This window comes from Porphyromonadaceae bacterium W3.11 (assembly GCA_030434245.1).
Classification (GTDB): Bacteria; Bacteroidota; Bacteroidia; order Bacteroidales; family Porphyromonadaceae; genus Porphyromonas_A.
The window spans coordinates 395168-418157 of record JAUISX010000004.1 but is presented as its reverse complement, the minus strand read 5'-3'; the positions used below and the strand labels follow the sequence as shown (position 1 = coordinate 418157).

Below are 22990 nucleotides of genomic sequence, written 5' to 3'. Positions count from 1 at the left end.
TACTGGTGGAGCAATTTCCAAGTATTCGTGCGTCTGTTGTTGAGTTTATTAGTCATCTGCTGGAGCTCAGCTTGGCGGGCGATGATCGCATTCAGAACTCGGGCATTAAGTTCATATTCATCCGCGATGTGATCCTCAAGACCAACCATTTGCCCACCCAACTCATATTGGAACTCATAATTGAAGTATATTTTTGCGTCAAAATCCTCTGGAAGCCAAGCCAGTTCACCTTTAGGCTGGAGGAGCTCGTGCGGATCACCATACCTCTCTATGATTGCCGCCTTGGCTTTTTTGGGCAGGGTATCGTAGTCAACGAGGGCAGTTACACCCTCACCGTACGCCTTACGGGCATAGATCGCATTTTTGCGACGTAGCCAGCTTTTGAGTGTTTGATAATTTACGATGGGCGGCTCGCCACTCGTAAGGTCATCAAAACTCATACATATACGCCCCTGGTAATACTCCATCTTCACTATTAACGGCTTGCGATAAGTGTGGAAATTCTATTTTGCTCTCTCATGAGTTCATTGACGGTCATGCTCGGAACCTCTTTATCGAGTTTACCTTCAATAAACACTTTGACTTTACCGCACTTATATGCGATAATTTGGGCAAAACCTCCCCACGATTGCACCATATCTCCATTGGATCTGAATATGGTTTCCATCTCATAATCATCACCAACAATATATCCACCTTTCTGAACGGCGAGTGCTCTGATTTTCTTCGATAGCTCCGAATCAGTTTTATAGTTAAGAGCCTTGCTAAGGGTGTCAAACCTAACACCAAAGGTCTTAACCAACTCCTTCCGTTGCTCTTGTGTAACAAATATCCTTTTCATACCTTAAAAAATAATTGATTATATTTACGGCCTAAACCATTTATTGGTTTACATAGCAAAGATAATAAACATTTGCGTATCACGCAAGCAATTGTGTATTTATTTTTTCGCAAAAGAATATATGAGTACAATAAATGAGAGAGTACAACTTTTAATTGATACGTTTTACAATGGCAGTCAAAAGGATTTTGCCAGTGCTGTCGGCACCTCTACATCAGTCATAAATGGAATTGTTGGAAAGAGAGGAAGTTCACCATCTTTTGAAGTTCTCTCGAAAATATACGCAACTGTTGATATTTCTGCGGATTGGTTGATTTCAGGAAATGGCGATTTCAACGCATCTACAAACATTATTCAAACACAGCGGCTATATCAGCCAAAATACCAAGAATCGATTATTGAGGAGCAGGCAATTCCCTATTATTCTATTGAGGCCACGGCTGGAGTACTGGAGCACCTTGATAATTCCGTGGAATATCAAATTGGCCAGATAATGATTCCAAACATGCCTCGATGTGATGGGGCGGTGAGCATTACAGGAGATTCGATGTACCCACTTCTAAAGTCTGGAGACATCGTGGCATTTCAAGTGGTCCATGATATCAATAATATTCACTTTGGGGATATGTACCTTGTATCTATTAATGAGGATGGGGATACTTATATCACTGTAAAGTGGGTGAAAAAGCACCCAAGCGATCCTGAAAAGGCGGTACTGGAGTCGCACAATCCGAATTATTCGCCACGAGATGTCCTACTCAAGCACATCCACAAAATTGCCCTCATTAAATTCTCCATTCGATACAATTCAATGGGCTAATAGGGCACGCCCAACCCCTTTATTTCCCAGCCATAATAAACGACTCGTACCCCTCAAAAATCAATTAAACGGGCACTTTGACACATACCACACTCACAATCAAGAGGTTAAGCGGTTTATTCTCAAAAAAGCAGGTATTTTGTGGGGGTACATAGTGGGTACCTTAAAACCATATTTCACCTGTTTACGTCTTAAAAAGGTGCATTTGTCCATATCCTACTTACCCAATTTGTGTGCTCAACTGCACCCCCTACCGCACCCCCTACAATCCCATTTCGTTTTGATTTAACAATTAAAAATGCACCCCCTACTGCACCCCCTACTGCACCCCCAAGAGCAAAAATCACCGCTCGAGCATCCTCCGACCACCCCTCAAATCGCCAATAATCGGTGCTCAAAATTCGCCCAAACGACCACCATTCGACCACCCCTCGACCACAGACACAACAAAAGCGGAAAGCCAGCCCACAAGCCAGCTTTCCGCCCTTTTTACCCACAATTACGATGCTATTTCAATGCTCCAGCATCACCCGATTAACATTTACTCGACCATCCTTCGACCATCCACCCCCAAAATTAACCCAAAATCAACCAAAATAAACATTTCGTTTTCTCCATCACCTCTCCATCATTCCATCATAACCCACTATCATATAAACACATACGACCCCTAAACCCCTATATTATCCAAGTACGCTTCGTTCCCTCCCCCCTACCATGTCAAACCCAAAACCTTTGTATTAGGAAAAGCATATCCCCACTCATCAAGTTTTGGATTCCGGACACCATAAACCCAGACTGTCTGATTACTCCAGTCCTCTTCTACGTATTCTTTGTCATTCAGTGATATGGTCAGGGATAACTCTTTACCAGACTGCAATGAGAGCATTGGTGTGCCGTCTTTCAATTTCAGTGGAGCCTTGTACTTCATGAGCTGCTCACCGATCTTAATTTCTATCCACCAATCCTCCTTCCACTCAGATAATATCTTCTGTGGGCACACAATGGCATTAAAGGTGGCAGTTCCTTGGTTATGGTGAAATATGATTTTTTGTTCTGCTCCAGAAATCGCCCCCAAAGCCCCATTGCCGGGTTGCACCGAGATTTGATCGAAGGCTCGAATGCTTACAACCGCAGATGCGAGCTGCTGCTCTGTAAAATGGTTGCCACTCTTAAGAGTCACCGACACACGACTCATCGCATGTGCGAACGATAGCTGTACAGGAGCCTTCCGTTGGACGTACGTATAGGCACACAGCAAATCTGAATTTTGATAATCCACACCATGCCTCTGATCTACAGAAACCTTGTGTATCCATTCTCCAGCATCATTACTTTGCAGCGTTGGATATGTTGCAAAGAACGATACCTTATCGGCATTTATATCAGCCCAACTCAGACTTGGCGTCCAAAGTCCATTCCGATAGGTCAATTCATAGATGTGTGAATCATCCGAGGTAGGGGCCACCTGCAATTGTATATGATCACCTTCATCGAAACTACCCTTGCCATCATCATGGATATTTAGCCGAGTGGTGGCAATCGGTTGTATCTCTGCCGACAGTTCAATAGTATCGGAGATAGGATTAATCAGAGTCTCAGACTGACATGCCCCAAGGGCAAAAGAGAGCGTTATAAAGGCGTATATAGCAATTCGGACATCTTTGAACTGCATAACTACAATACTTAAAGAGTGATCGTGCCGTCTGCTTCACCCTGCTTTTCCCAACCCGAGATATTCTGCCCCACGATGGTGAAAGACTCCTTGCTGACCTTCACTTGCAGAGAGAATGCCTTTCCACTCTCAAGGTTCTTAAGTTGCTGATCTTTAATCTTAAGTTTTGACAATTGATAGTGAGCTTCTCTGCCTTCTACGTTAATGGATATCTCCATATCACCTACCTCCTGTGCTGGAATAAGGAAGTTAGTAGTCGCACCATTCTTTGTTAGTTCTATTGTTGGGCCGTTTGATGTTATAGCTTTCCCATTTAGTAAATCAATAACAGCGATAGACTTTACATTCTTACATGTAATGACTGCCTTGCTCAGTATATCACTAGATACTTTGTTCCCCTGTGGGATAAGGACTACTGACAGCTTATGCAATGCGTGTCTGAATGATAAGTTGATTGGCGAGGATGATTCAGTTGAAGCCTTGACCGGCGAAGCGAGTAGAAGATCAATACCTTTCTTCTTATTTACATCCCACTTGAAATTCTTAAAATCACTTGTCTGGACTGGAGGATAGCATGCTGAGATCTGACACTGCTTTATCTCCTGAGGTAGATGTATATCTGACCAATGATAAGTGGTACCATAAGTATAGTTGAAGGTAGTAGTCTGAGTCCCACTTTGGTCTTTGATGAAAATGGTATTTTCATCTCTATCAATAAAATGCCCAGCACCCTTTTCATCCAGCTGAGGGGCACGCAAGAGCGAATAAATCTTAGACTCTACACGGAATTCAGGATCCGCCGCTCCACTATCTGGCATACTTCTCTGCCCACATGCGGTAACAAGTAATACGAACGAACAAACGCTTAAAACCTTAAAAAACTTCATATTCATAATTCTAATGGAAATGAAATGTCCGATATGATGGCATTTGGAAATGATGATTAACAGTCAAAAAAAGCACCCCAATCGGATATTTAGTAAAATATTAATACAAGAATCTTTCTAATTCAGAACGCAAAGATAACAAATTATTGTAAGCCCTAGGCTAGTGTTTAAAAAATATTATGGTAATATCACCTTAGGAGTAAAAAGATAAAATCTAAAAGGAATCAAAGAGGCAACATTTGTAAGTGATGATGACCACTGGGACGAAACTCACTCTCATACTCTTTCTTATTATCATAGATGAGAGTTACAGAAAAGGGTTATATCTTTCCCGAAATCACTTTTTTATATCATTGAAGACTTTGCTAACTTCGTATAAACTATACCTCTACATGTATTTGTTCTAGAGGCAAATATGATTAATCCGATAAAGTAGCACCAAGTGCCACTTTATCGGATTAATAGCTCTAAAAAGGCTGTGGCTTAACCTCAGCTTTTTTTATAACATCTTAGTCCATGAAAGAGGTTTGGATCGCCATACCCTCTTTGATTAATTGACCTTGCAGGCTAAGCAATTTCTGATGATCTTTTTCGTTCTCAATCATTGGTAAGAACTTAGCTTCAAGCTTTTCTAATCTTTGAGCCAAGCCTTCTCCATCTTTTCTATAGATCAATGGCATATAGAGGTAACGGGTCTCTTCGATAGTATTTACAGGATAAAGCTTCTTTTTCAGATCCATAGCCCTTTGAGCCATGGTCTTTTCTGCTCCATCTTGAGGCATAGCCAATTCAGTTGGGACTTCTTGCCATGTCCAGATCGGTACCAGCGGAGATAGGTAAGGATTACCAATCTGTACCCATGAGGTAGTGAGTGAAGGATCATCGCCCTTCGCGACTCCCTCTACGAGGATCATAGAGCTGGTACCATAGCGAGTGATGAGGTCATCAGAGTCAATATATCCACTTTTACTAGGAAGAGCATCCTCTTCAGCTAATGTCCTGTAATCAATCTCTAGAAGACCATGGTACATGGATCGAGATAGACGACTACCTAGTTCTGTAAGGGTCAGGGTACCTTTGTCAATAGGGGAGAAAAGATAAGAAGCACAGGAGTGGCGAACATATCCAAGACCTTCATTTTCGTCTCCAGTATAAGAGAAGTTGGTGCGGATCACATAACCGCGAGGGTCTTCGTTGGCATCAAACTTTTTCCATGTGTAGTTATTAACTTCATAGAAAGCAGCACCACCTTCAGCATCTAATACACCAAAGTGGCTCGCTAAACCCATCGGTTTAGGTGCGTTGTTCAGTAAAGCTTCAAAGTCCTCTAGGTTACGACATTCAGCTAAAGCCTTCTTCATGAAGACACCTTCTTGGTTAGAGATGTCCGTTGTGTCATTTTTATTGACGTTGAATGAGGCACTATTCATGATGGCAAATCCATGACTATTATGCCCACCCCAGATGTGCTCACCCTTAGGGTCGCTATCATTCATAAGTCCTACATAATAACCAATTTTGCTTTCAAAGCGACGCATGTGGTTAGCATACTCTTCGGTATCCCTAAGCTTCCAAATCATAGGGCGACCGCTCTTTGTGAACTTTCCTGAGATGACCGCTGTAGTACAAGCACCAGCACTGCCAATGCCTAAGATTACGAGTAGCGTGATAGAGATACTCCACTTTAAAACTTTTTTCATATAGTGTATTTTTTTTGTTAATAATTATCTCTCACAAACTTACTGATTATTCTCGAAAAGAAAGCTGTTGTGCATTGATTAATATCGGGTTATCTTCTAAACATTATGTTTTTTCGATATAAAGTGAATTGCTGTCAGAACAACTATTGAGAGGTTGAAAAGAAAGAGATGAATTATTTTTAAGTGGATTGGAGAATAGATGTGCCCCCTTATCATTCGCAACCTATTTTATTTTGATGCCCAGAAAGTTTGCGGTAGATAGTGTTGCATTATTTATAAGGGACTGACTGTGAGCGATGAATGTGATGTGTTAATTTGTTGCTGGGGATGCTTTCTATGACACGCTTATGATAGGAGATCTTTTAGTTATATGAAGCGGAAATGTTTTCAATAGGAAGCACATTTTTTTCCTATAAGAAGGATTTTGGTTTCCTATAGGACGGATATTCGCTTGATGTGTCTGGTTTTTAAGCACCCTTTCATTTTGATATGAATCAATAAATGGACTAGCATTGAACTTTAGTCGTATTGAATAGATTTGCTTAGGGATATTTCTTGTATTCTACTTGGTTCAAAAGAGGTGGTTAGTTTTGAGAGTGATTATATCAATGCTATTTCTGACATTTTTCTCTTTTGCCTTATCTTATTTCTGCAACCTTTAGTATCTTTGACCGTCTATAATCGTCATATCATAAACGTTTAACTCATAATGTATTGTAATGAATTGCTATTATCACAAGAATGAATCCTCTGTGGCAATCTGTAATGATTGTCATAAGGCCCTTTGTTTTGAGTGTGCCTCAAGCTCAGGTTACGAGGTGCCTCTTTGCAGCGAGTGTAGTGAAAAGCGTCGGTTAGCCATACGTCAAGCTATTTTAAAGGAGTGGATAATCTCCTTTGTCTTGGGCGTGGTGATTTTGGCAATCACTCAATCACAACTGAGTGATGTGGAGGCTTCAGGTGAAGAGTTTTCTTTTTTCTGGAGGTTTATCTTTTTCATTATGGCCTTCTATGTAGGAGCCTCTATTGTTGCGGGATGGCTTTCTCTTTCGAACTTTACTTCAAGGGCATTTTTATTTTTATCGCTTCCTGGCTGGCTTATTTATTTTGCATTAAAGCTTTGGCTGGCCTCTATAATTGGCTGGATGGTGCTTCCGTTCCGGTTGTTTCGTAATGTTAAATTGTTTAGGGAGAATAAAGGTTGAGTTATGGCATGTAGGGTGGAATTTATAGAGTCTATCTGTGATCAGATATCTAATGCTGGGTACGTGAGATATCGGAAGATGTTTGGCGAGTACGTCATCTATGTGGATGAAAAGCCTGTGATACTAGCTTGTGATAATACTGCATTCGTCAAGAAGCATCCAGCCATTGAGCATTTGATGGATAATGCAGAATGTGGCTTCCCTTATCCTAGTGCGAAAGAGCATTATATCTTAGATGAAACTGACCATTACCTATGTATGGAAGTTGTGAAGATTTTAGCTGAGGTCTTACCTTATCCGAAGAGTAAAAAGAGAAAAAAGGAGGATTAGGATTTGAGAGAAAAAGGAGGTTTTCTCCCCCATGTATGAAGTCGTCTAATAAATAGTTATCTTTGTGATATATAAATGTTACGATATTAGAGCGTGTTATGAATAATGAAATTAATAAAGATGAAAGACGAAGTCATCTAACTGTTGTAGATAAATGGGCTCCAACATTTATAGTCTGTGCCATTGCCTTAGTCGTCATGCTGGTCAATTTTTTGACTATAGATATGACGCAGATATACACCTTTACGATGCTAGCATCATGTATCCTCTCCGTCATTGTATCGGTTTGGTGGGCACGTAAGCATCCTATCAATACGGTGGATATCCTTTTTAACGTCATCGCAATATTCGGATTTATCCTTCTGATCTCATTCCTTTTCATGGTATTACCAACTCTTCTGTGAGTGAGTGAAAGAGTTTATTGATAATAGATAAAAAAGCGAAGCTAATACATTAGCTTCGCTTTCTTTTATAAGGAATAGGATGTCTCACGACATCCCTAACCGTTACTTTAACCTATAATCTAATACTATTATGAAAAAACCACATTGCAAAGGTATGCATATTTTCTGTAATAAACAAACGTATGGTTTGTTTTAAGTCTAATTATATTTCATTTCGATTACAGGAATGTTTATTTTGGTGTTATATTGTAAAAAATAGTGGGTGTCATATAATAACACCCACTAGTACAGTTATATCATGATTTATATATTGCGAGCGTTGCACAATGGCGATATCATGTCTCGCTTAAGGCATCTTGGTTAGGCAGTGAATTCGCCATGTCATCACTCACCCCTTCAGCACTTTGTATTCTATCCATCATGTAAACGCTTTGCAGAGTTGCTTATGAATCTGCAAGACCTCCTCTCAGGTTAGATCTCTTCAAATCTAGCTGTGAAGAAACGTAATTGTTTTGGTTCATATACGAATCGTAATCCCTTGATGGTATGAGCATGCTTATAAAGCTTGATCACAGCCTCTGCAACTAGCTGCATGTGAGCATAGGTATATACTCTACGAGGAATGGTTAGACGTACGGTCTCTAGTTTAGGCTTGTGGTTCTCGCCCGTCTTTGGATCACGTCCGGCACTTACGATACCACGCTCCATAGAACGTACCCCACTTTCGATATATAGGTTAGCTGCTAGTGCCTGAGCAGGGAACTGCTCCTGTGTTAGATGTGGGCAGAAGCGGCGAGCGTCAAGGAATACCGCATGACCTCCCACGGGTTCGATGATAGGTACTCCGGCTTCCTTAAGGAGATCGCCTAAATAACGTACCTGACGAACGCGGTGCTCAATGTATTCAAACTGAAGTGACTCTTTCAGTCCTATAGCCATAGCTTCCATATCACGACCAGCCATACCTCCGTAGCTAGGCATTCCTTCGAAGACTACTACGAGTTCTTTTGCCATCTGGAACAGTTCTTCGTCATTCATACATAAGAAACCACCTATATTAACTAGGCAGTCTTTCTTACCACTCATGGTACAGCCATCTGCGTAGCTGAACATCTCCTTGACTATTTCTGCTATGGACTTATCAGCATAGCCTTCCTCCTGTTCTTTGATATAATAAGCATTCTCCACGCAACGAGTAGCATCATAGAAGATTTTTACGCCATACTTATTCGCAACTTCGCGTACCTCACGCATATTCTTCATCGATACAGGCTGTCCGCCAGCTAGATTTACGGTGACAGCTAAGCAGATGTATGCAATGTTTTCAGCCCCTTTCTCCTTGATGAACGCCTCCATCTTTTCGACGTCGATATTCCCTTTGAACGGGACAGATAAGGCAGCGTTGTGAGCTTCTTCACGGATGATATCTACAAAGATACCGCCGTTGCTCTCTTGGTGATAACGAGTGGTGGTGAAGTACATATTACCGAGTACATACTGGCCTGGTTTGATCGCAATACGACTTAGGATATTCTCTGCTCCACGTCCTTGGTGGGTTGGGACAAGGTGTTTGAATCCAAAGACCTCTTGTACGGTAACCTCAAGGTGCTTGAAGTTCTTGCTCCCTGCATAAGCCTCATCGCCTATCATTATCCCTGCCCACTGCTTGTCACTCATGGCATTTGTTCCGGAGTCAGTAAGGAGGTCGATGTAAACCTCTTCAGAGTTTAAGAGGAAGGTGTTATAACCTGCGTTTTTCATAAACTGTTGACGCTCCTCTAGCGTGTTCATTTTTACAGTTTCTACCGACTTAATGCGAAACGGTTCTGCTGGATACTTACTTAAATCAATCATAGACTTTAATTTTTTTTTGTTGGTTTATTTTTTAGTAATTATTTATAAAAGACAACTTCGGCGATAGTAAGAGGTAATACTCCTACTACCGCCGAAATTATAGTCTTATTTAGTATAGAGTCTTAATGATCTCAGTAAAGAGGGCTGTCATCTTTTCAGATGCAGCATTAGCAGCGATAAGTACGTCGTCACCATCATTGACAAAGTCATCAGAGAAGTGATAACCTTCATTCGTGATCACAGACATCCCAAATACTCGGATGTCACAATGACGAGCAACGATCACTTCTGGTACGGTACTCATCCCAATAGCGGTACCACCTATGATACCTAAGAACTTGTACTCTGCTGGTGTCTCATAAGAGGGCCCGGTCCAACCTACATATACGCCCTTATGTAATGGGATATCTAATTGGCGACCTAGCCGCTGAGCTGTAGATATTAGTTCCCTGTCATAGGCTCGGGTCATATCGCTGAAGCGAGGACCAAACTCCTCCATATTAGGGCCAATCAATGGATTGGGCAGAAGATTAATATGATCGCCTATGATCATCAGGTCTCCTACTTTGTACTCAGTGCTGATACCACCAGCTGCATTGCTGACGAAGAGGTATTCAATCCCTAGTAGTTTGAATACTCGGACGTGAAACGTCACTTTCTCCATCGGGTAGCCTTCGTAATAGTGGAAACGACCCTGCATCGCGATGACAGGTGCTCCATCTAGTGTCCCTACTATCAGGTTCCCCTTGTGACCTAACGCTGTACTCTTAGGGAAGTGGGGAATATCTGTGTAAGGTATCACCCTAGCATTCTCAATCTTATCCGCTAATTTACCTAAGCCTGAGCCTAGTGTAATGGCTACCTTGGTCTCTTCTGGAACAAGTGGACGTAAGTAGTCCGCAGCCTCTTTATATTCGTTGTATGTTATCATATATGAAATTCTTTATGAATTTAACTCCATGCTAATCAGGCTTTCCCAGCACGTTTGAATAGGTCCTGAGTCACCTCTCTTAGCTCTTCCATAATCTCTTCTTCGCCCTCGACCTTTCTACCTTCCATCAAGATTTTGCCATCCACAATCATCGTATCCACGACTGAGCCACTGGCTGAATAAACGACGTTGGATATGAGGTTATGGCACGGAGTCATCTCTGGGAGATCTAGGTCTAGTATAGCTAAGTCAGCTAACATCCCTACCTCTATCTTACCAGCATCCAAGTGAAGGATTTCTGACCCAACTTCGGTCGCTGCTTTGAAGATGTCGGTAGATTTGGCAGACTTTGGATCTCCGCTCCATGCCTTAGATAAGAAGCTAGCCAGCTTCATGGCAGTAAACATGTCTAAGTTATTGGAGCTGGATACACCATCTGTACCAATCCCTACCTTGATGCCTTTTTCCTTCAGTTCTTCAAACTTAAAGTGATAGCCACTAGCAAGCTTCATGTTAGAGGCTGGGTTGTGAACACACGAGACCCCATTGTCAGCAAGTATCTGAATCTCCTCACTGTCCAGCCATAGCGAATGAGCCATTACGACATTTGGAGATAAGATCCCCAGGTCATTTAGATAGCGGATAGGGGACATGCCATGCTCTTTGATGCAGTTCTCCACTTCACCTTTGGTCTCACTCATGTGAATGTGTACGAGGAGATTATTGGCTTTAGCAAAGTCGTGTGAGTACTGAAGCATCGGTCCCGATACGGTGTAAATGGCGTGTGGACCCACGGAAAGTTGTACTCTGTCTGAGTAGTTTTCGAAGTCCTTAAGGTAAAAGTTAAGACGTTGTTTGTCTAGCTCTGCCCTTTTAGGATTACCTTGATCAAAGACGGTGTAGGATAGATTGGCTCTAAGTCCCATCTCGTCAACTGCTTTGGCGGTTCCCTCAGGGAAGCTATACATATCGAGGAAGCAGCTAGTGCCGCTCTTGATCATCTCAAGGCAAGCCAGTTTAGAGCCCACATAGATATCCTCAGGGGTCATGTGTGCCTCTACTGGCCATATCATATTATTGAGCCAATCCATCAAGTCAAGGTCATCACCAAAGCCTCTAAAAAAAGACATTGGCGAATGGGTATGCATATTGACTAGACCTGGAATCACAGCCTTGCGACTGCCATCAATGACCTTCGCTCCCGCTGTTTGCTCCTCTGTCATATTGCTGCCAATGGCAACAATACGATTGCCTTCAATCAGGATGTCAGCTCGGCAGCCATCAGTATGAAGTGGATTTTTTATGTAAATCTTATTCTTTATGTCCATATCTTGCGAAGAATTCAGCTACAGTGCGGATACCAATGTGGAAGTTCTCAAGTGGGAAGTTTTCATTTGGCGAATGGATGGCATCGCTATCCAACCCAAAGCCCATAAGCAAACTCTTCACGCCTAACACTCTCTCAAAAGTAGAGATGATCGGGATACTACCACCAGAACGAACAGCTAATGGCTTCTTGCCGAAGGTTGCCTCGTATGCTTTTTCTGCTGTTTGATATACTGGCAGATCAATAGGGCACAAGTATGCTTCCCCACCGTGTAGTGGAGTCACCTTTACTTTGATATAGTCAGGTGCGATTTCATTGACATACTTCACGAAGTCCTCTGAAATCTTCTTATAATCTTGATTGGCTACAAGGCGAGTGGAGACCTTAGCGTACGCTTTGCTAGGTAAGACGGTCTTAGCACCCTCTCCTGTGTAACCGCCCCATATTCCGCAGAGGTCAAAGCTTGGTCGGCAGCTGTTACGCTCAAGGGTGTGGAAGCCCTTCTCTCCGTGTACCTCTTTGATATCAATAGCTTTCTTGTATTCCTCTATATCAAAAGGAATCTGGCGAATCATTTCACGCTCCTTCTCTGTCAGTTCTACCACATCGTCATAGAACTCAGGGATGGTGATCTTTCCATCCTCATCAGTCATCTGAGCAATCAGCTTGCATAGCTCATTGATAGGATTCGCAACAGCTCCACCATAGTGTCCTGAGTGTAGGTCACGGTTAGGTCCGGTGACTTCAATTTCCCAGTATGCCAAGCCTCTAAGTCCAGTAGTGATAGATGGGGTGTCGATGCTGATCATTCCTGTATCGCTGACTAGGATATAATCGCTCTTAAGTAGCTCTTTGTGATCCTCACAGAACTTCTCCAAGCTAGGCGAACCAATCTCTTCTTCGCCCTCAAGGATGACTTTGACATTACATTTCACAAGACCAAGTGCTAATGCGGTTTCGAAACCCTTTGCCTGAATCATGCTCTGTCCTTTGTCATCGTCAGCTCCACGGGCCCAAATTTTTCCATCTCTTACTTCTGGTTCGAACGCAGGGCTCTTCCATAGATCGACGGGCTCTTCGGGCATTACGTCATAGTGCCCATAGACTAGTATTGTGGAGTAATTGGGATCAAGGATCTTTTCTGCGTAAACAACAGAGTTCCCCTCCGTAGGCATCACTTCAGCTCTATCCATGCCACTCTTAAGGAGTATTTCTTTCCATTTATTAGCACAGCGATCCATGTCTGGCTTGTGCTTACTTTGAGAACTTACTGATGGGATACGGATTAATTCAAATAATTCTTCAAGGAAACGATCTTTATTTTCCTCTACATACTTGTTGATTTTGTCATTTGATTTCATAAAGTCCTATTTATATTATAGTTTTGTAAAGTTCATCTTTTATTCTTCCTCCCCCATCAACTTCAAATCTAATTAAAATTCAGCGAAGTATCACAAGCTTTTGGTAAGCTAAAGTTTCTTGTCTGTGAATTTGAATTAAAACGAGGGACGAGTGCCATGATTCTTCCCTTTTTTTGATAGGATGATAATATGTAGTGGGTTATAAAGGGTTGAAATGTGATGTTTCCAATGAATAAAGGGTGTGGGTGATTACAGCTCGGCGTTTTTTTATTGGGTAACAGTTCCTGACATTGATTAAGAGCCTGAATAGTTTTCACTATAATATAAGATATCAGGCGATGCGGTTTGCCCTCGTCGCCTGATTTCGTCGCCTGATATGATTGTTTATGAGGTTTATTCAATTAGAGCGAAGGCTCTAGTCCTCAGCCTTGACCTCTATGATTTCCTGGAGATTAGTGGTGTAGCGAGGGCTAACCCATTTTCGATTAGTAATTTCTTTGATGATTTTAGGATCACGGGCAGCGATGTAGAGGGCTGTTTTGCCATACTTCTTATTTAGAGATTGTGCCAAAGCTGCGACCGTTCTTAGGTCCTGACTACCCTCTTCAATGAAGTTTAGCTGCTCAGCCTCTACCACTAAGTGACTGAAAATGACCCCTGCTTTCTTATACTTATAGCCCGGCCGGTATAGTCGCTTGAGCATCTGGTAAAAGATGGGTGCTAGCTCTGTAACGTTGGAGGTTGCCATCGTTAGTCCCATCTCTACAAATTCATGATGCTGCTTACTAGTGACGCTGTATTGATTGGTGTGGATATAAAGCATTACCTTCAGAGCTGCCAGTCCCTCCTGCACGAGTTTGTTACAGCAGGTGTCCACAAATTCCATGATGATGGCGTAGAGCTTGTGTTCGTCATCTATAGGCACCCCAAAGGAGCGGGATCTGCCGATGCTCTTGGCTCTTTCTACTTTATTGAATGGAAACCGCTCCTCCCCTCTTAGTTCATAGTAAGTGTTTAGCCCTGTTAGGGTAAAGTTTTGACGTACCCAAGCTGGGGATTTCTGAATGAAATCGAGAGCAGTATTTACGCCGTAGAGCTCCATCTTTTTCTGGTTTCTCTTCCCAATGCCCCATACATCTCCCACGCTGGTGCTATGTAACTGGGTTAGATGCTTTTCTGAGCTATCTATGGCAAATACCCCTTTATGTGCAGGGTCTTTTTTGGCCGTTTTGTTCGCTAGTTTTGCGAGGGTCTTAGTCTGAGCTAGCCCTATACATGTCGGGATGCCAACGCCCTTAAGAATACGCTGTCTTATCTCCTTGCCTATAGATAAGTAATCATCATTATCTTGGAGTCTTAGGAAGCATTCATCAATGGAGTATATCTCTTGGTCAGGGATTAATTCCTTAGCTATTGCCATTACCCTTTTAGAGAGATCTCCATAGAGCTCGAAGTTGCTACTGCAGACTGTAATATTGTATTTTTTGACCTCTTGCTCTATTTGGAATAGAGGTATGCCCATGGGGATGCCTAGTGCTTTGGCTTCATTACTTCGGCTGATGACACATCCGTCGTTATTAGAGAGTACAACGACGGGACGCCCGTTAAGGTCTGGGCGAAATAGTCGTTCACAACTGACGTAGAAGTTGTTGCAGTCCATCAGTGCATACATCAGAGTCTCCTTTTCTTATTATTTGGCTTGTGGATGATATAAGTTACGACGCCCCAAAGGATAAAGTTATCTTCTGCCTCGACCTTTATTTTGGGGTATTTAGGGTTGGCACTGACGAGGAATAATTCGTCGTTTGTTCGTTCGATGTACTTGATGTTAAATTCTCCGTTGATGAAGCAAACAGCGACATCGTTATCTTGGAAGTCTAACGATCTGTCGATGATAAGGATGTCTCCTTCGTGAATATTGGCATCAATCATAGAGTCCCCGACCACTCTTGCCATGAACGTGGTATTGGGGTGATGGATGAGCTCTCGAGTTAGATTAATGCTCTCAAGATTATGGTCCTCAGCTGGTGAGGGAAATCCCGCTCTGAGTCCCTCGCCTATATACGGAAGATCTAGATTATAACCGGAGTCGATCTGATAAAAATCTAGTGCTTTATTATTCTTCATTATGATATTCCTGACTTTCTTACCTATTACCAAGATAGACTACATATGTGGGTTGTGTCTATATCTGAGTATATGCCCCCTTTTTGGGGGTGATGTGATAAGCAAATATAATCTTTTTTTTTGTGGTGCTGGGTCTCTTTTCCTATGTTCGATTTATTCCTGTTCTGCCTAGACTCTGTAAATCATATTATTGCACTATCTGTGAAGGGTGTATTAATATTTGAGGGAGAAGATGAGCTTGATATATAATATAAGACGATGAATTCAGAGGGAATGCATTTGATAGATAGAGGTGGTCAAAAATAGACTCGTAACGAAGTGATAATTCAAAGATGAGGAGGGTGTCTCGGAATGACGACTTTTGATGATGTTGGGGCGATTTTAGTCTTCATGATCGTCTTGAGATGTTGATGAAGCTTGCATACGGGTGTTCTGAGGTACGCCACAATGGCACATACCCACTTCATATAGGGAGCTGATTTATCGCATCGTTAACGTTTCTGGCAGTCGTATTGGAAGCGTAGCTAGTGTGATAACCATGAGTCTCATTCTTGATTTTTAGTTCTACTTTTTTTTGAGTTAAAAACAGAGTCAGATTTTGACATTTAGTAGGGAGCTCTGCTTTTTTGTATGGAGCTTATTAAAAGTCATGTTAGCTAGTGGTGCTCTTAACCCCCGAAAGAGGTTTTGGAAACACCGTGTTTCGCTTTGTTTACTCCTTTAAAGGACTAAACCCAAGCCCTTCATGAGTATTGAATGTTCAAAAGCCACAACCCCGTGATTATTCTGAAATGAGCCCCTGAAATTGTTGTGCTTTCGGGTTGTGAATTGGCAAAGAAATGAATATCTTTGTATGTGTATGTACATAAAAATCAATTTGAAGGAAATCTATTATGAAAGATGTAGCTACGATATTAAAAGAGACAAAGAGCTCAATGAAAGAAACTATTAGTTTTCTTGATGAGAAGCTATCAAAAGTAAGAGCTGGTAAGGCTAATCCTAAGTTGCTCGATGATATAAAGGTCATGTATTATGGAAATATGACCCCATTGAGTAACGTGGCCAATGTTACTGTACCAGATGCCAAAACAATTATCGTTACTCCTTGGGAAAAGAGTATCATCAAGGATATCGAGAAGGCCATCATAGACTCTGACCTAGGCATTATGCCAGAAAATAATGGAGAATTAATCCGTATAGGTATCCCACCGCTAACAGAGGATCGTCGTAAGGAGCTTGTGAAGATAGTGAAGAGTGAAGCCGAGACGGCTAAGATCAGTATCCGTAATGCTCGTCGTGATGCTAATGATGCACTTAAGAAGAGTGTCAAAGATGGTCTGCCTGAGGATGCAGCTAAAGGAGCAGAAGGTGATGTTCAGAAACTTCATGATGAATATGTCAAGAAGTTGGATGAAATATTCATGAACAAGGAGAAGGAGATCATGACCGTGTAGTAAGCTTAATTGATGCTCGTTATTATTAAGAGCATTTAGGCTACTATTAAGGGTTGAGTATATTTTTTTTAGATGTATGATGCTTCTGAATAATGAATGACCAAACGGGGCTTGTCGTACAAAACACAGGAAGTCTCTACCTCGTTAAGGTGGGGAAGGACTTTTTCTCGTGTAAATTGAAGGGGAATTTTAAACTGAATGGTATCAGGACTACAAACCCAGTGGCTGTAGGCGACTGGGTGACATTTGAGATGCCTAGTGAAAATTCCCCAGAACCTGTAGGCTGGATTACCCAAATTCAACCTCGACGAAATTATATCATTCGTCGTTCATCAAATCTTTCAAAACAAGCTCATATCCTAGGTGCCAACTTGGATAGGACGCTTTTGGTCGTTACCGTTAACTATCCCGTGACGTCAACAACCTTTATTGATCGTTATCTTGCAACTGCCCAGGCATACCGCGTTGAGGCAGCTCTCGTGTTTAATAAGATAGATAGGTATGATTATAGGGAGCACAGACTCCTGAATAAACTGATAGATCTCTATGAGTCGATTGGCTATCGATGCTTTAAAGTTTCCGCTCAAGAAGGCGACGGAATAGAGGAGGTCAAGGAATATATCTCTCATGGTATCTCTTTGATCTCTGGGCATTCAGGTGTCGGTAAATCCACATTTATTAATGCCCTCGTGCCTGATGCTTGTTTGAGAACCCAAGCAATTTCTGAAGCACATAATGTAGGTGTCCATACGACGACCTTCTCTGAGATGATTCCTTTCGGTGATGCTGATGATAATGCCTTCTTGATAGACACTCCTGGCATCAAGGGTTTTGGATTGATAGAGTTCGCTAAGGAGGAGGTGGGACACTATTTCCCTGAGATATTTAAGCACTCAAAAGATTGCTACTTTAATAATTGTACGCATGTACATGAACCTAAATGTGCAGTGCAGTTGGCAGTCAAAGCTGGGGAAGTAGCCGAGAGCCGGTATAAGAGCTATCTGAGTATCCTTAAGGATGATGAGGATGCTAAGTACCGTGTATAAAAGCAGTAAAAAATTTAATGAGAATAATACCCTAAGCTATGAACACAAGTGAGGGGTGAGAATGTTTTTTGAAATGAGTAATAGTAAATTTGTATTGGATAGTAAGTTACCAGACTATCCAAAGTTTGAAGAAGGTATCCGTAGAGCTCCAGATAGAGGTTATCGCCTGACTGTTGAGCAAACTAAAACCGCATTGCGTAACGCACTCCGTTATATCCCTGAGGAGCTGCATGAAAAGCTAGCCCCTGAATTTTTAGAGGAGCTACGTACTCGTGGTAAAATCTATGGCTATCGTTATCGTCCTGAAGGTAATCTTAATGCTAAAACTATTGATGAATACAAAGGTAAGTGTATAGAGGCGAAGGCTTTTCAGGTAATGATTGATAATAACCTTTGCTTCGATGTAGCACTATACCCTTATGAATTGGTGACTTATGGTGAGACAGGGCAGGTTTTCCAAAACTGGATGCAGTACAGAGTAGTCAAGAAGTACCTTGAAGAGATGACTGACCATCAGACTTTAGTCTTAGAGAGTGGTCACCCGCTTGGGCTTTTTGAAAGTAAACCAGAAGCACCTAGAGTAATCATTACTAACTCCATGATGGTGGGGCTTTATGATAATATTCATGACTGGGAAGTGGCTGCACAGATGGGTGTCGCCAACTACGGCCAGATGACTGCTGGTGGTTGGATGTATATTGGACCACAAGGTATCGTTCATGGTACTTATAATACCCTCTTGAATGCTGGTCGCCAACGTCTAGGTATTGGTGCTGATGGCAACCTTGCCGGTAAGTTATTCGTTTCATCTGGATTAGGTGGTATGAGTGGAGCTCAACCTAAAGCTGCAGATATCGCAGGTGCGACATCTATCATTGCTGAGGTGGATGAGTCTCGTATCATGACTAGATATAATCAGGGTTGGGTTAAGCATATTGCTCGCTCACTTGATGAAGCTTTTGAGATGGCTAAGAAAGGGTTGGAAAGTAAGAAGCCAACCTCTATCGCATACCTCGGTAACATAGTGGATCTATTGGAATACGCTGTTGAGCATGATATCCATATCGAGTTACTTTCAGACCAAACTAGCTGTCATGCTGTTTATGAAGGAGGTTATTGTCCAGTATCTCTGAGCTTCGATGAGCGTACCCGCTTGCTGAAGGAAGATCGTAAGAAGTTCGAAGAGGAGGTTAATAAGGGACTTCGTCGTCACTATGAAGTGATTAAGAAGCTCGTAGCTAAGGGGACATACTTCTTTGATTATGGTAATGCCTTTATGAAGTCTGTCTTCGATGCTGGGGTTAATGAGATCTCCAAGAATGGCTATGATGATAAGGATGGATTTATCTGGCCTAGCTATGTAGAGGATATTATGGGTCCAGAGCTATTTGATTACGGTTATGGTCCATTCCGTTGGGTTTGCCTAAGTGGTAAGCATGAGGATCTAATCAAGACCGACCATGCTGCTATGGAGTGCATTGATCCAGATAGACGTGCACAGGATCGTGATAATTATGTGTGGATCCGTGATGCCGAGAAGAATCAATTAGTGGTGGGTACTCAAGCTCGTATTCTATATCAGGATGCTTTGGGTAGAATGAACATCGCACTCAAATTCAATGAAATGGTTCGTAATGGAGAGGTTGGTCCTATTATGTTAGGTCGTGACCATCACGATGTGAGTGGTACAGACTCCCCATTCCGTGAAACCTCTAACATCAAGGATGGCTCTAACGTTATGGCAGATATGGCCGTGCAGTGCTTCGCTGGAAACTGTGCGAGAGGTATGAGCCTAGTGGCACTCCACAATGGTGGCGGTGTTGGTATCGGTAAAGCTATCAATGGTGGTTTTGGTATGGTCTGTGATGGTTCTGAGAGAGTGGATCGTATCTTACGCTCTTCAATGCTGTGGGACGTTATGGGCGGTGTCGCTCGTAGATCTTGGGCTCGCAATCAGAATGCGATGGAGACCTCGAAGGACTTTAATCAATCCCATAGTGAGGGATACCATATCACAATTCCATTCCTAGTTAAGGATGAATTGATTGATGACTTAGTAAAGTAATAGAATAGATATTTAATAACAACATATACCAGAAAATAATATGAATAAGATTATGGAGTGCGTCCCTAACTTTAGTGAAGGACGTAACAAGGAAGTGATGGAGGCGATTTTAGCTCCTCTGAGAAATAAAGAGAATGTAATCCTTCTGGATTACTCTAATGATGAGGATCACAATCGTATGGTGGTTACTCTAGTAGGCGAGCCAGAACCTCTTAAGGAAGCTGTGCTAGAAGCTGTACGTGTCGCTGTGGATAAGATTGACCTAACCAAACACCAAGGTCAGCACCCACGTATGGGTGCCGTTGACGTCATTCCATTTATTCCTATCAAGAATGTAACCAAGGAAGATGCTGTAGAACTTTCAAAGGAAGTTGGTCGCATCATTGGTGAAGAAATAGGCGTCCCTGTATTCCTTTACGAGGATTCAGCTACTGCTCCTCATCGCCAAAACCTTGCTAAGATCCGTAAGGGTGAATTCGAAGGAATGGCTGAGAAGATCAAAGAACCTGAATGGGCTCCTGACTATGGTAAGGCAGAGCGTCATGCTACTGCTGGTACCGTAGCTGTTGGTGGTCGTATGCCTCTAGTGGCTTATAATGTTAACCTTGATACCCCTAACGTAGAGGTCGCTACAGCTATTGCTAAGCGTGTTCGTCACATCGGCGGCGGTCTTCGTTTTGTGAAGGGTATGGGTGTAGATCTTACTGAACGTCATCAATCTCAGGTGTCTATGAACCTTACAGACTTTACTAAAACTGCGGTTTATCGTGCTCATGAGATGGTACGAATGGAGGCTGAGCGTTATGATGCAGAGATCGTAGGTGCAGAGATTATCGGTCTAGTACCTAAGGCTGCTCTAGAAGAGTCACTTGCATACTATCTAGGTCAGGAGGAGCTAGAGGATGACATGCCACTAGAGCAAGTAGTAAGCTTAATTACTTATTATCTACGTCTTGAAAACTTTAGTATCCAACAAGTACTTGAGTACAAAATAGCTAAGGCTGGAGCTTGATATGAAGAGCCTTAGAGATAAAAATGTAGGCAATGTCTATATCCACAATATAGGGCAGCTGGTCACGATGGCCGGCTCGCCCCGTCGTGGAGCTTCTGAAATGGGAAACATCGGCATAGTCGAAGGACCAGCTGTGCTTGTTATTCAAGAAGGGCTTGTTACATATGCAGGTCCAGAAGAAGGTGCCCCTGCAATTTCTACAGGAGAGGAGCGTATAGACGCTAAAGGAGGCTGTGTTATTCCAGGCTTTGTGGATAGTCATACCCATCTCGTTTTTGGTGGGTTCCGTGAAGATGAGTTTCAGTGGAGATTGGCTGGTGAGAGCTATATGAGCATCATGGAGCGTGGTGGTGGTATAGCGAGCACTACTAAGGCGACACGCGGAGGCTCTAAGGAAGAACTGACTAATAGTGCACTTCGTCACCTTGATGCTATGCTTAGTATGGGTGTTACCACGGTAGAAGCAAAGAGTGGCTATGGTATGGATCATGATACTGAGATTCGTCAGTTGGAAGTGACTCAGGAGCTGAATAAACGCCATCCTATATCTCTGTCAAGTACTTATATGGGAGCTCATGATACTCCTCTGGAGTATGCTGGACGTCCATCAGAGTATATAGACTTCATCATTCGTGAGATGCTCCCTTTGGTTAAGGAGCGTGATTTAGCTGAATGTGTCGATATCTTTACAGAGAAAAATGTCTTTGAGCATGAGGATACTCGTAAACTGCTTAAGGCTGCTACAGAGATGGGCTTCAAGGTGAAGATGCATGCTGATGAGATTGTACCGATAGGTGGTGCTCAATTGGCTGCAGAGCTGGGTTGTTTGTCAGCTGACCACCTTCTGAAGATTTCTGAAGAGGGGATCAACGCATTGGCGAATAGTGAGACCGTTGCTACTTGCCTTCCATTGACTGCCTTCTCCTTGATGGATGATTACGCACCTGCTAGAGCGATGATAGACGCGGGATGCTGTGTCGCTGTGGCTTCAGACCTTAATCCCGGTAGTTGCTTTAGTGCATCTGTACCTTTATTGATTGCACTTTCTACCATTTATATGAAGATGACTGTAGAAGAAACGATTGCGGCGATGACTATCAATGCTGCAAAAGCTATTAATAGGGCATCAGAGATTGGTAGTCTAGAGGTCGGTAAGGTAGGGGATGCTGTCATTTTGAAGTATCCTTCATATAAGTTTTTGAGTTATCACTTTGGGATGAATCTAGTAGATACTACTATCAAAGCAGGTATCCCATATAAGTTTAAGTAAATAATAATTAGATAAAATAGATCAGTAAAATGGTAGAAGATAAAGAAAACATCCTTCTAAAGGATCATACAGTAGAGGAGTTCATGGATGTTACCGCTGGTTCTGAACCAGTGCCAGGTGGGGGTAGCGTTTCAGCATTAGTCGGAGGTATCAGTGCTGCACTTACACAGATGGTGGCAGGACTGACAATAGGGAGGAAGAAATATGCTGAGGTAGATGCTGAAATGAGGGCTTTAGTCGATAAGGTTGATGCCATTCGTGCAGAGCTAGTAGCTGGAATTGATAGGGATAGTGAAGCATATGCTAGAGTCTCTGAAGCATATAAGTTGCCTAAAGAAACAGACTGGGAAAAAGGTACACGTTCTGAAGCTATTCAGGAGGCTACTAAGACTGCAGCTGCAGTACCAATGGAGGTAGCTAAGGTAGCTTTCGAGCTGATTCCCCTTATTGAGACTGTCGTGATGAAGGGAAATCAAAATGCTATCACTGATGGATGTATCGCAATGATGAGTTGTCGTTTGGCTGTTCTTGGTGCACTATTGAATGTTAGAATCAATCTTGGTGGTATTAAGGACGAAGCATTTGTTAAGCAATATGCTGATACATGTGATGAATTAGAGAAAGCTGTTGAGGAGGCTGAGAAGAAAATACTTTCACACACTTATAAGCAACTCTAAGGAT

Annotated in this window: 22 protein-coding genes; 10 read left to right on the top strand and 12 right to left on the bottom strand. The window is 42.4% G+C overall.

The annotated features are described in order from the left end of the window. Positions 1–467, bottom strand: a 467-nt coding sequence (locus tag QYZ87_08405) for a hypothetical protein (protein ID MDN4754542.1), incomplete at its 3' end; no start/stop codon positions are given. Positions 468–475: 8 nt separating this feature from the next. Further along, positions 476–841: a hypothetical protein gene (locus QYZ87_08400; GenBank protein MDN4754541.1), complete on the bottom strand. Its 366-nt coding sequence runs from the start codon at positions 839–841 to the stop codon at positions 476–478. A 121-nt stretch (positions 842–962) separates the two neighbouring features. On the opposite strand from QYZ87_08400, the gene QYZ87_08395 reads away from it, so the two are divergent. Then, on the top strand, positions 963–1661 hold the full coding sequence (locus tag QYZ87_08395) for a S24 family peptidase (GenBank protein MDN4754540.1): 699 nt from the start codon (positions 963–965) through the stop codon (positions 1659–1661). 191 nt (positions 1662–1852) lie between these two features. Here QYZ87_08395 and QYZ87_08390 read toward each other — a convergent pair whose 3' ends face one another. The 4 genes from QYZ87_08390 to QYZ87_08375 form a co-directional block, all read right to left on the bottom strand. Beyond that, on the bottom strand, positions 1853–2158 hold the full coding sequence (locus QYZ87_08390; protein ID MDN4754539.1) for a hypothetical protein: 306 nt from the start codon (positions 2156–2158) through the stop codon (positions 1853–1855). A 215-nt stretch (positions 2159–2373) separates the two neighbouring features. Next, positions 2374–3336, bottom strand: a complete 963-nt coding sequence (locus tag QYZ87_08385; GenBank protein MDN4754538.1) for a fimbrillin family protein — start codon at positions 3334–3336, stop codon at positions 2374–2376. An 11-nt stretch (positions 3337–3347) separates the two neighbouring features. Further along, positions 3348–4223 (bottom strand): fimbrillin family protein, encoded by an 876-nt coding sequence (locus QYZ87_08380; GenBank protein MDN4754537.1) that lies wholly within the window; start codon positions 4221–4223, stop codon positions 3348–3350. 509 nt (positions 4224–4732) lie between these two features. Further along, a complete protein-coding gene (locus QYZ87_08375) occupies positions 4733–5923 on the bottom strand; it encodes a carcinine hydrolase/isopenicillin-N N-acyltransferase family protein (GenBank protein ID MDN4754536.1) in 1191 nt (396 codons plus the stop codon). Positions 5924–6675: 752 nt separating this feature from the next. On the opposite strand from QYZ87_08375, the gene QYZ87_08370 reads away from it, so the two are divergent. The 3 genes from QYZ87_08370 to QYZ87_08360 all read left to right on the top strand — a co-directional run bounded on the left by QYZ87_08370 (position 6676) and on the right by QYZ87_08360 (position 7862). After that, positions 6676–7128 (top strand): hypothetical protein, encoded by a 453-nt coding sequence (locus tag QYZ87_08370; GenBank protein ID MDN4754535.1) that lies wholly within the window; start codon positions 6676–6678, stop codon positions 7126–7128. Positions 7129–7131: 3 nt separating this feature from the next. Continuing rightward, complete coding sequence (locus tag QYZ87_08365; protein ID MDN4754534.1) at positions 7132–7458, top strand: TfoX/Sxy family protein; 327 nt, start codon at positions 7132–7134, stop codon at positions 7456–7458. Between the two features lie 98 nt (positions 7459–7556). Further along, positions 7557–7862 (top strand): hypothetical protein, encoded by a 306-nt coding sequence (locus QYZ87_08360; protein ID MDN4754533.1) that lies wholly within the window; start codon positions 7557–7559, stop codon positions 7860–7862. Between the two features lie 471 nt (positions 7863–8333). Here QYZ87_08360 and QYZ87_08355 read toward each other — a convergent pair whose 3' ends face one another. The 6 genes from QYZ87_08355 to umuD all read right to left on the bottom strand — a co-directional run bounded on the left by QYZ87_08355 (position 8334) and on the right by umuD (position 15462). Then, positions 8334–9716 (bottom strand): tyrosine phenol-lyase, encoded by a 1383-nt coding sequence (locus tag QYZ87_08355; GenBank protein MDN4754532.1) that lies wholly within the window; start codon positions 9714–9716, stop codon positions 8334–8336. 109 nt (positions 9717–9825) lie between these two features. Next, complete coding sequence (locus QYZ87_08350; protein MDN4754531.1) at positions 9826–10647, bottom strand: purine nucleoside phosphorylase I, inosine and guanosine-specific; 822 nt, start codon at positions 10645–10647, stop codon at positions 9826–9828. Positions 10648–10682: 35 nt separating this feature from the next. Next, on the bottom strand, positions 10683–11975 hold the full coding sequence (locus QYZ87_08345) for an amidohydrolase (protein ID MDN4754530.1): 1293 nt from the start codon (positions 11973–11975) through the stop codon (positions 10683–10685). Continuing rightward, complete coding sequence (locus tag QYZ87_08340) at positions 11959–13335, bottom strand: dipeptidase (GenBank protein ID MDN4754529.1); 1377 nt, start codon at positions 13333–13335, stop codon at positions 11959–11961. The genes QYZ87_08345 and QYZ87_08340 overlap by 17 nt, the downstream gene beginning before the upstream one ends. 415 nt (positions 13336–13750) lie before the next feature. Next, a complete protein-coding gene (locus QYZ87_08335) occupies positions 13751–15007 on the bottom strand; it encodes a DUF4113 domain-containing protein (GenBank protein ID MDN4754528.1) in 1257 nt (418 codons plus the stop codon). Next, positions 15007–15462 (bottom strand): translesion error-prone DNA polymerase V autoproteolytic subunit, encoded by a 456-nt coding sequence (gene umuD / locus QYZ87_08330; protein ID MDN4754527.1) that lies wholly within the window; start codon positions 15460–15462, stop codon positions 15007–15009. The genes QYZ87_08335 and umuD overlap by 1 nt, the downstream gene beginning before the upstream one ends. Before the next feature lie 893 nt (positions 15463–16355). Here umuD and frr point away from each other — a divergent pair. The 6 genes from frr (at position 16356) to QYZ87_08300 (ending at position 22986) form a co-directional block, all read left to right on the top strand. Next, positions 16356–16916 (top strand): ribosome recycling factor, encoded by a 561-nt coding sequence (frr, locus tag QYZ87_08325; GenBank protein ID MDN4754526.1) that lies wholly within the window; start codon positions 16356–16358, stop codon positions 16914–16916. Between the two features lie 92 nt (positions 16917–17008). Then, positions 17009–17962, top strand: coding sequence for a ribosome small subunit-dependent GTPase A (gene rsgA, locus QYZ87_08320; protein ID MDN4754525.1), 954 nt, complete (start codon positions 17009–17011; stop codon positions 17960–17962). A 73-nt stretch (positions 17963–18035) separates the two neighbouring features. Continuing rightward, a complete protein-coding gene (locus QYZ87_08315) occupies positions 18036–20027 on the top strand; it encodes a urocanate hydratase (protein ID MDN4754524.1) in 1992 nt (663 codons plus the stop codon). 40 nt (positions 20028–20067) lie between these two features. Beyond that, positions 20068–21039, top strand: a complete 972-nt coding sequence (gene ftcD / locus QYZ87_08310; protein MDN4754523.1) for a glutamate formimidoyltransferase — start codon at positions 20068–20070, stop codon at positions 21037–21039. A gap of 1 nt (position 21040) precedes the next feature. Next, positions 21041–22309: an imidazolonepropionase gene (gene hutI / locus QYZ87_08305; protein ID MDN4754522.1), complete on the top strand. Its 1269-nt coding sequence runs from the start codon at positions 21041–21043 to the stop codon at positions 22307–22309. A gap of 29 nt (positions 22310–22338) precedes the next feature. Continuing rightward, entirely contained in the window at positions 22339–22986 is a 648-nt protein-coding gene (locus QYZ87_08300) for a cyclodeaminase/cyclohydrolase family protein (protein ID MDN4754521.1), read from the top strand. Positions 22987–22990: the final 4 nt, after the last annotated feature.

Coding starts and splice junctions, on each gene's coding strand:
- QYZ87_08400 (MDN4754541.1), bottom strand. CDS start 841: ATGAAAAGGATATTTGTTACACAAGAGCAACGGAAGGAGTTGGTTAAG.
- QYZ87_08395 (MDN4754540.1), top strand. CDS start 963: ATGAGTACAATAAATGAGAGAGTACAACTTTTAATTGATACGTTTTAC.
- QYZ87_08385 (MDN4754538.1), bottom strand. CDS start 3,336: ATGCAGTTCAAAGATGTCCGAATTGCTATATACGCCTTTATAACGCTC.
- QYZ87_08380 (MDN4754537.1), bottom strand. CDS start 4,223: ATGAAGTTTTTTAAGGTTTTAAGCGTTTGTTCGTTCGTATTACTTGTT.
- QYZ87_08375 (MDN4754536.1), bottom strand. CDS start 5,923: ATGAAAAAAGTTTTAAAGTGGAGTATCTCTATCACGCTACTCGTAATC.
- QYZ87_08365 (MDN4754534.1), top strand. CDS start 7,132: ATGGCATGTAGGGTGGAATTTATAGAGTCTATCTGTGATCAGATATCT.
- QYZ87_08360 (MDN4754533.1), top strand. CDS start 7,557: ATGAATAATGAAATTAATAAAGATGAAAGACGAAGTCATCTAACTGTT.
- QYZ87_08355 (MDN4754532.1), bottom strand. CDS start 9,716: ATGATTGATTTAAGTAAGTATCCAGCAGAACCGTTTCGCATTAAGTCG.
- QYZ87_08350 (MDN4754531.1), bottom strand. CDS start 10,647: ATGATAACATACAACGAATATAAAGAGGCTGCGGACTACTTACGTCCA.
- QYZ87_08345 (MDN4754530.1), bottom strand. CDS start 11,975: ATGGACATAAAGAATAAGATTTACATAAAAAATCCACTTCATACTGAT.
- QYZ87_08340 (MDN4754529.1), bottom strand. CDS start 13,335: ATGAAATCAAATGACAAAATCAACAAGTATGTAGAGGAAAATAAAGAT.
- QYZ87_08335 (MDN4754528.1), bottom strand. CDS start 15,007: ATGTATGCACTGATGGACTGCAACAACTTCTACGTCAGTTGTGAACGA.
- umuD (MDN4754527.1), bottom strand. CDS start 15,462: ATGAAGAATAATAAAGCACTAGATTTTTATCAGATCGACTCCGGTTAT.
- frr (MDN4754526.1), top strand. CDS start 16,356: ATGAAAGATGTAGCTACGATATTAAAAGAGACAAAGAGCTCAATGAAA.
- rsgA (MDN4754525.1), top strand. CDS start 17,009: ATGAATGACCAAACGGGGCTTGTCGTACAAAACACAGGAAGTCTCTAC.
- QYZ87_08315 (MDN4754524.1), top strand. CDS start 18,036: ATGAGTAATAGTAAATTTGTATTGGATAGTAAGTTACCAGACTATCCA.
- ftcD (MDN4754523.1), top strand. CDS start 20,068: ATGAATAAGATTATGGAGTGCGTCCCTAACTTTAGTGAAGGACGTAAC.
- hutI (MDN4754522.1), top strand. CDS start 21,041: ATGAAGAGCCTTAGAGATAAAAATGTAGGCAATGTCTATATCCACAAT.
- QYZ87_08300 (MDN4754521.1), top strand. CDS start 22,339: ATGGTAGAAGATAAAGAAAACATCCTTCTAAAGGATCATACAGTAGAG.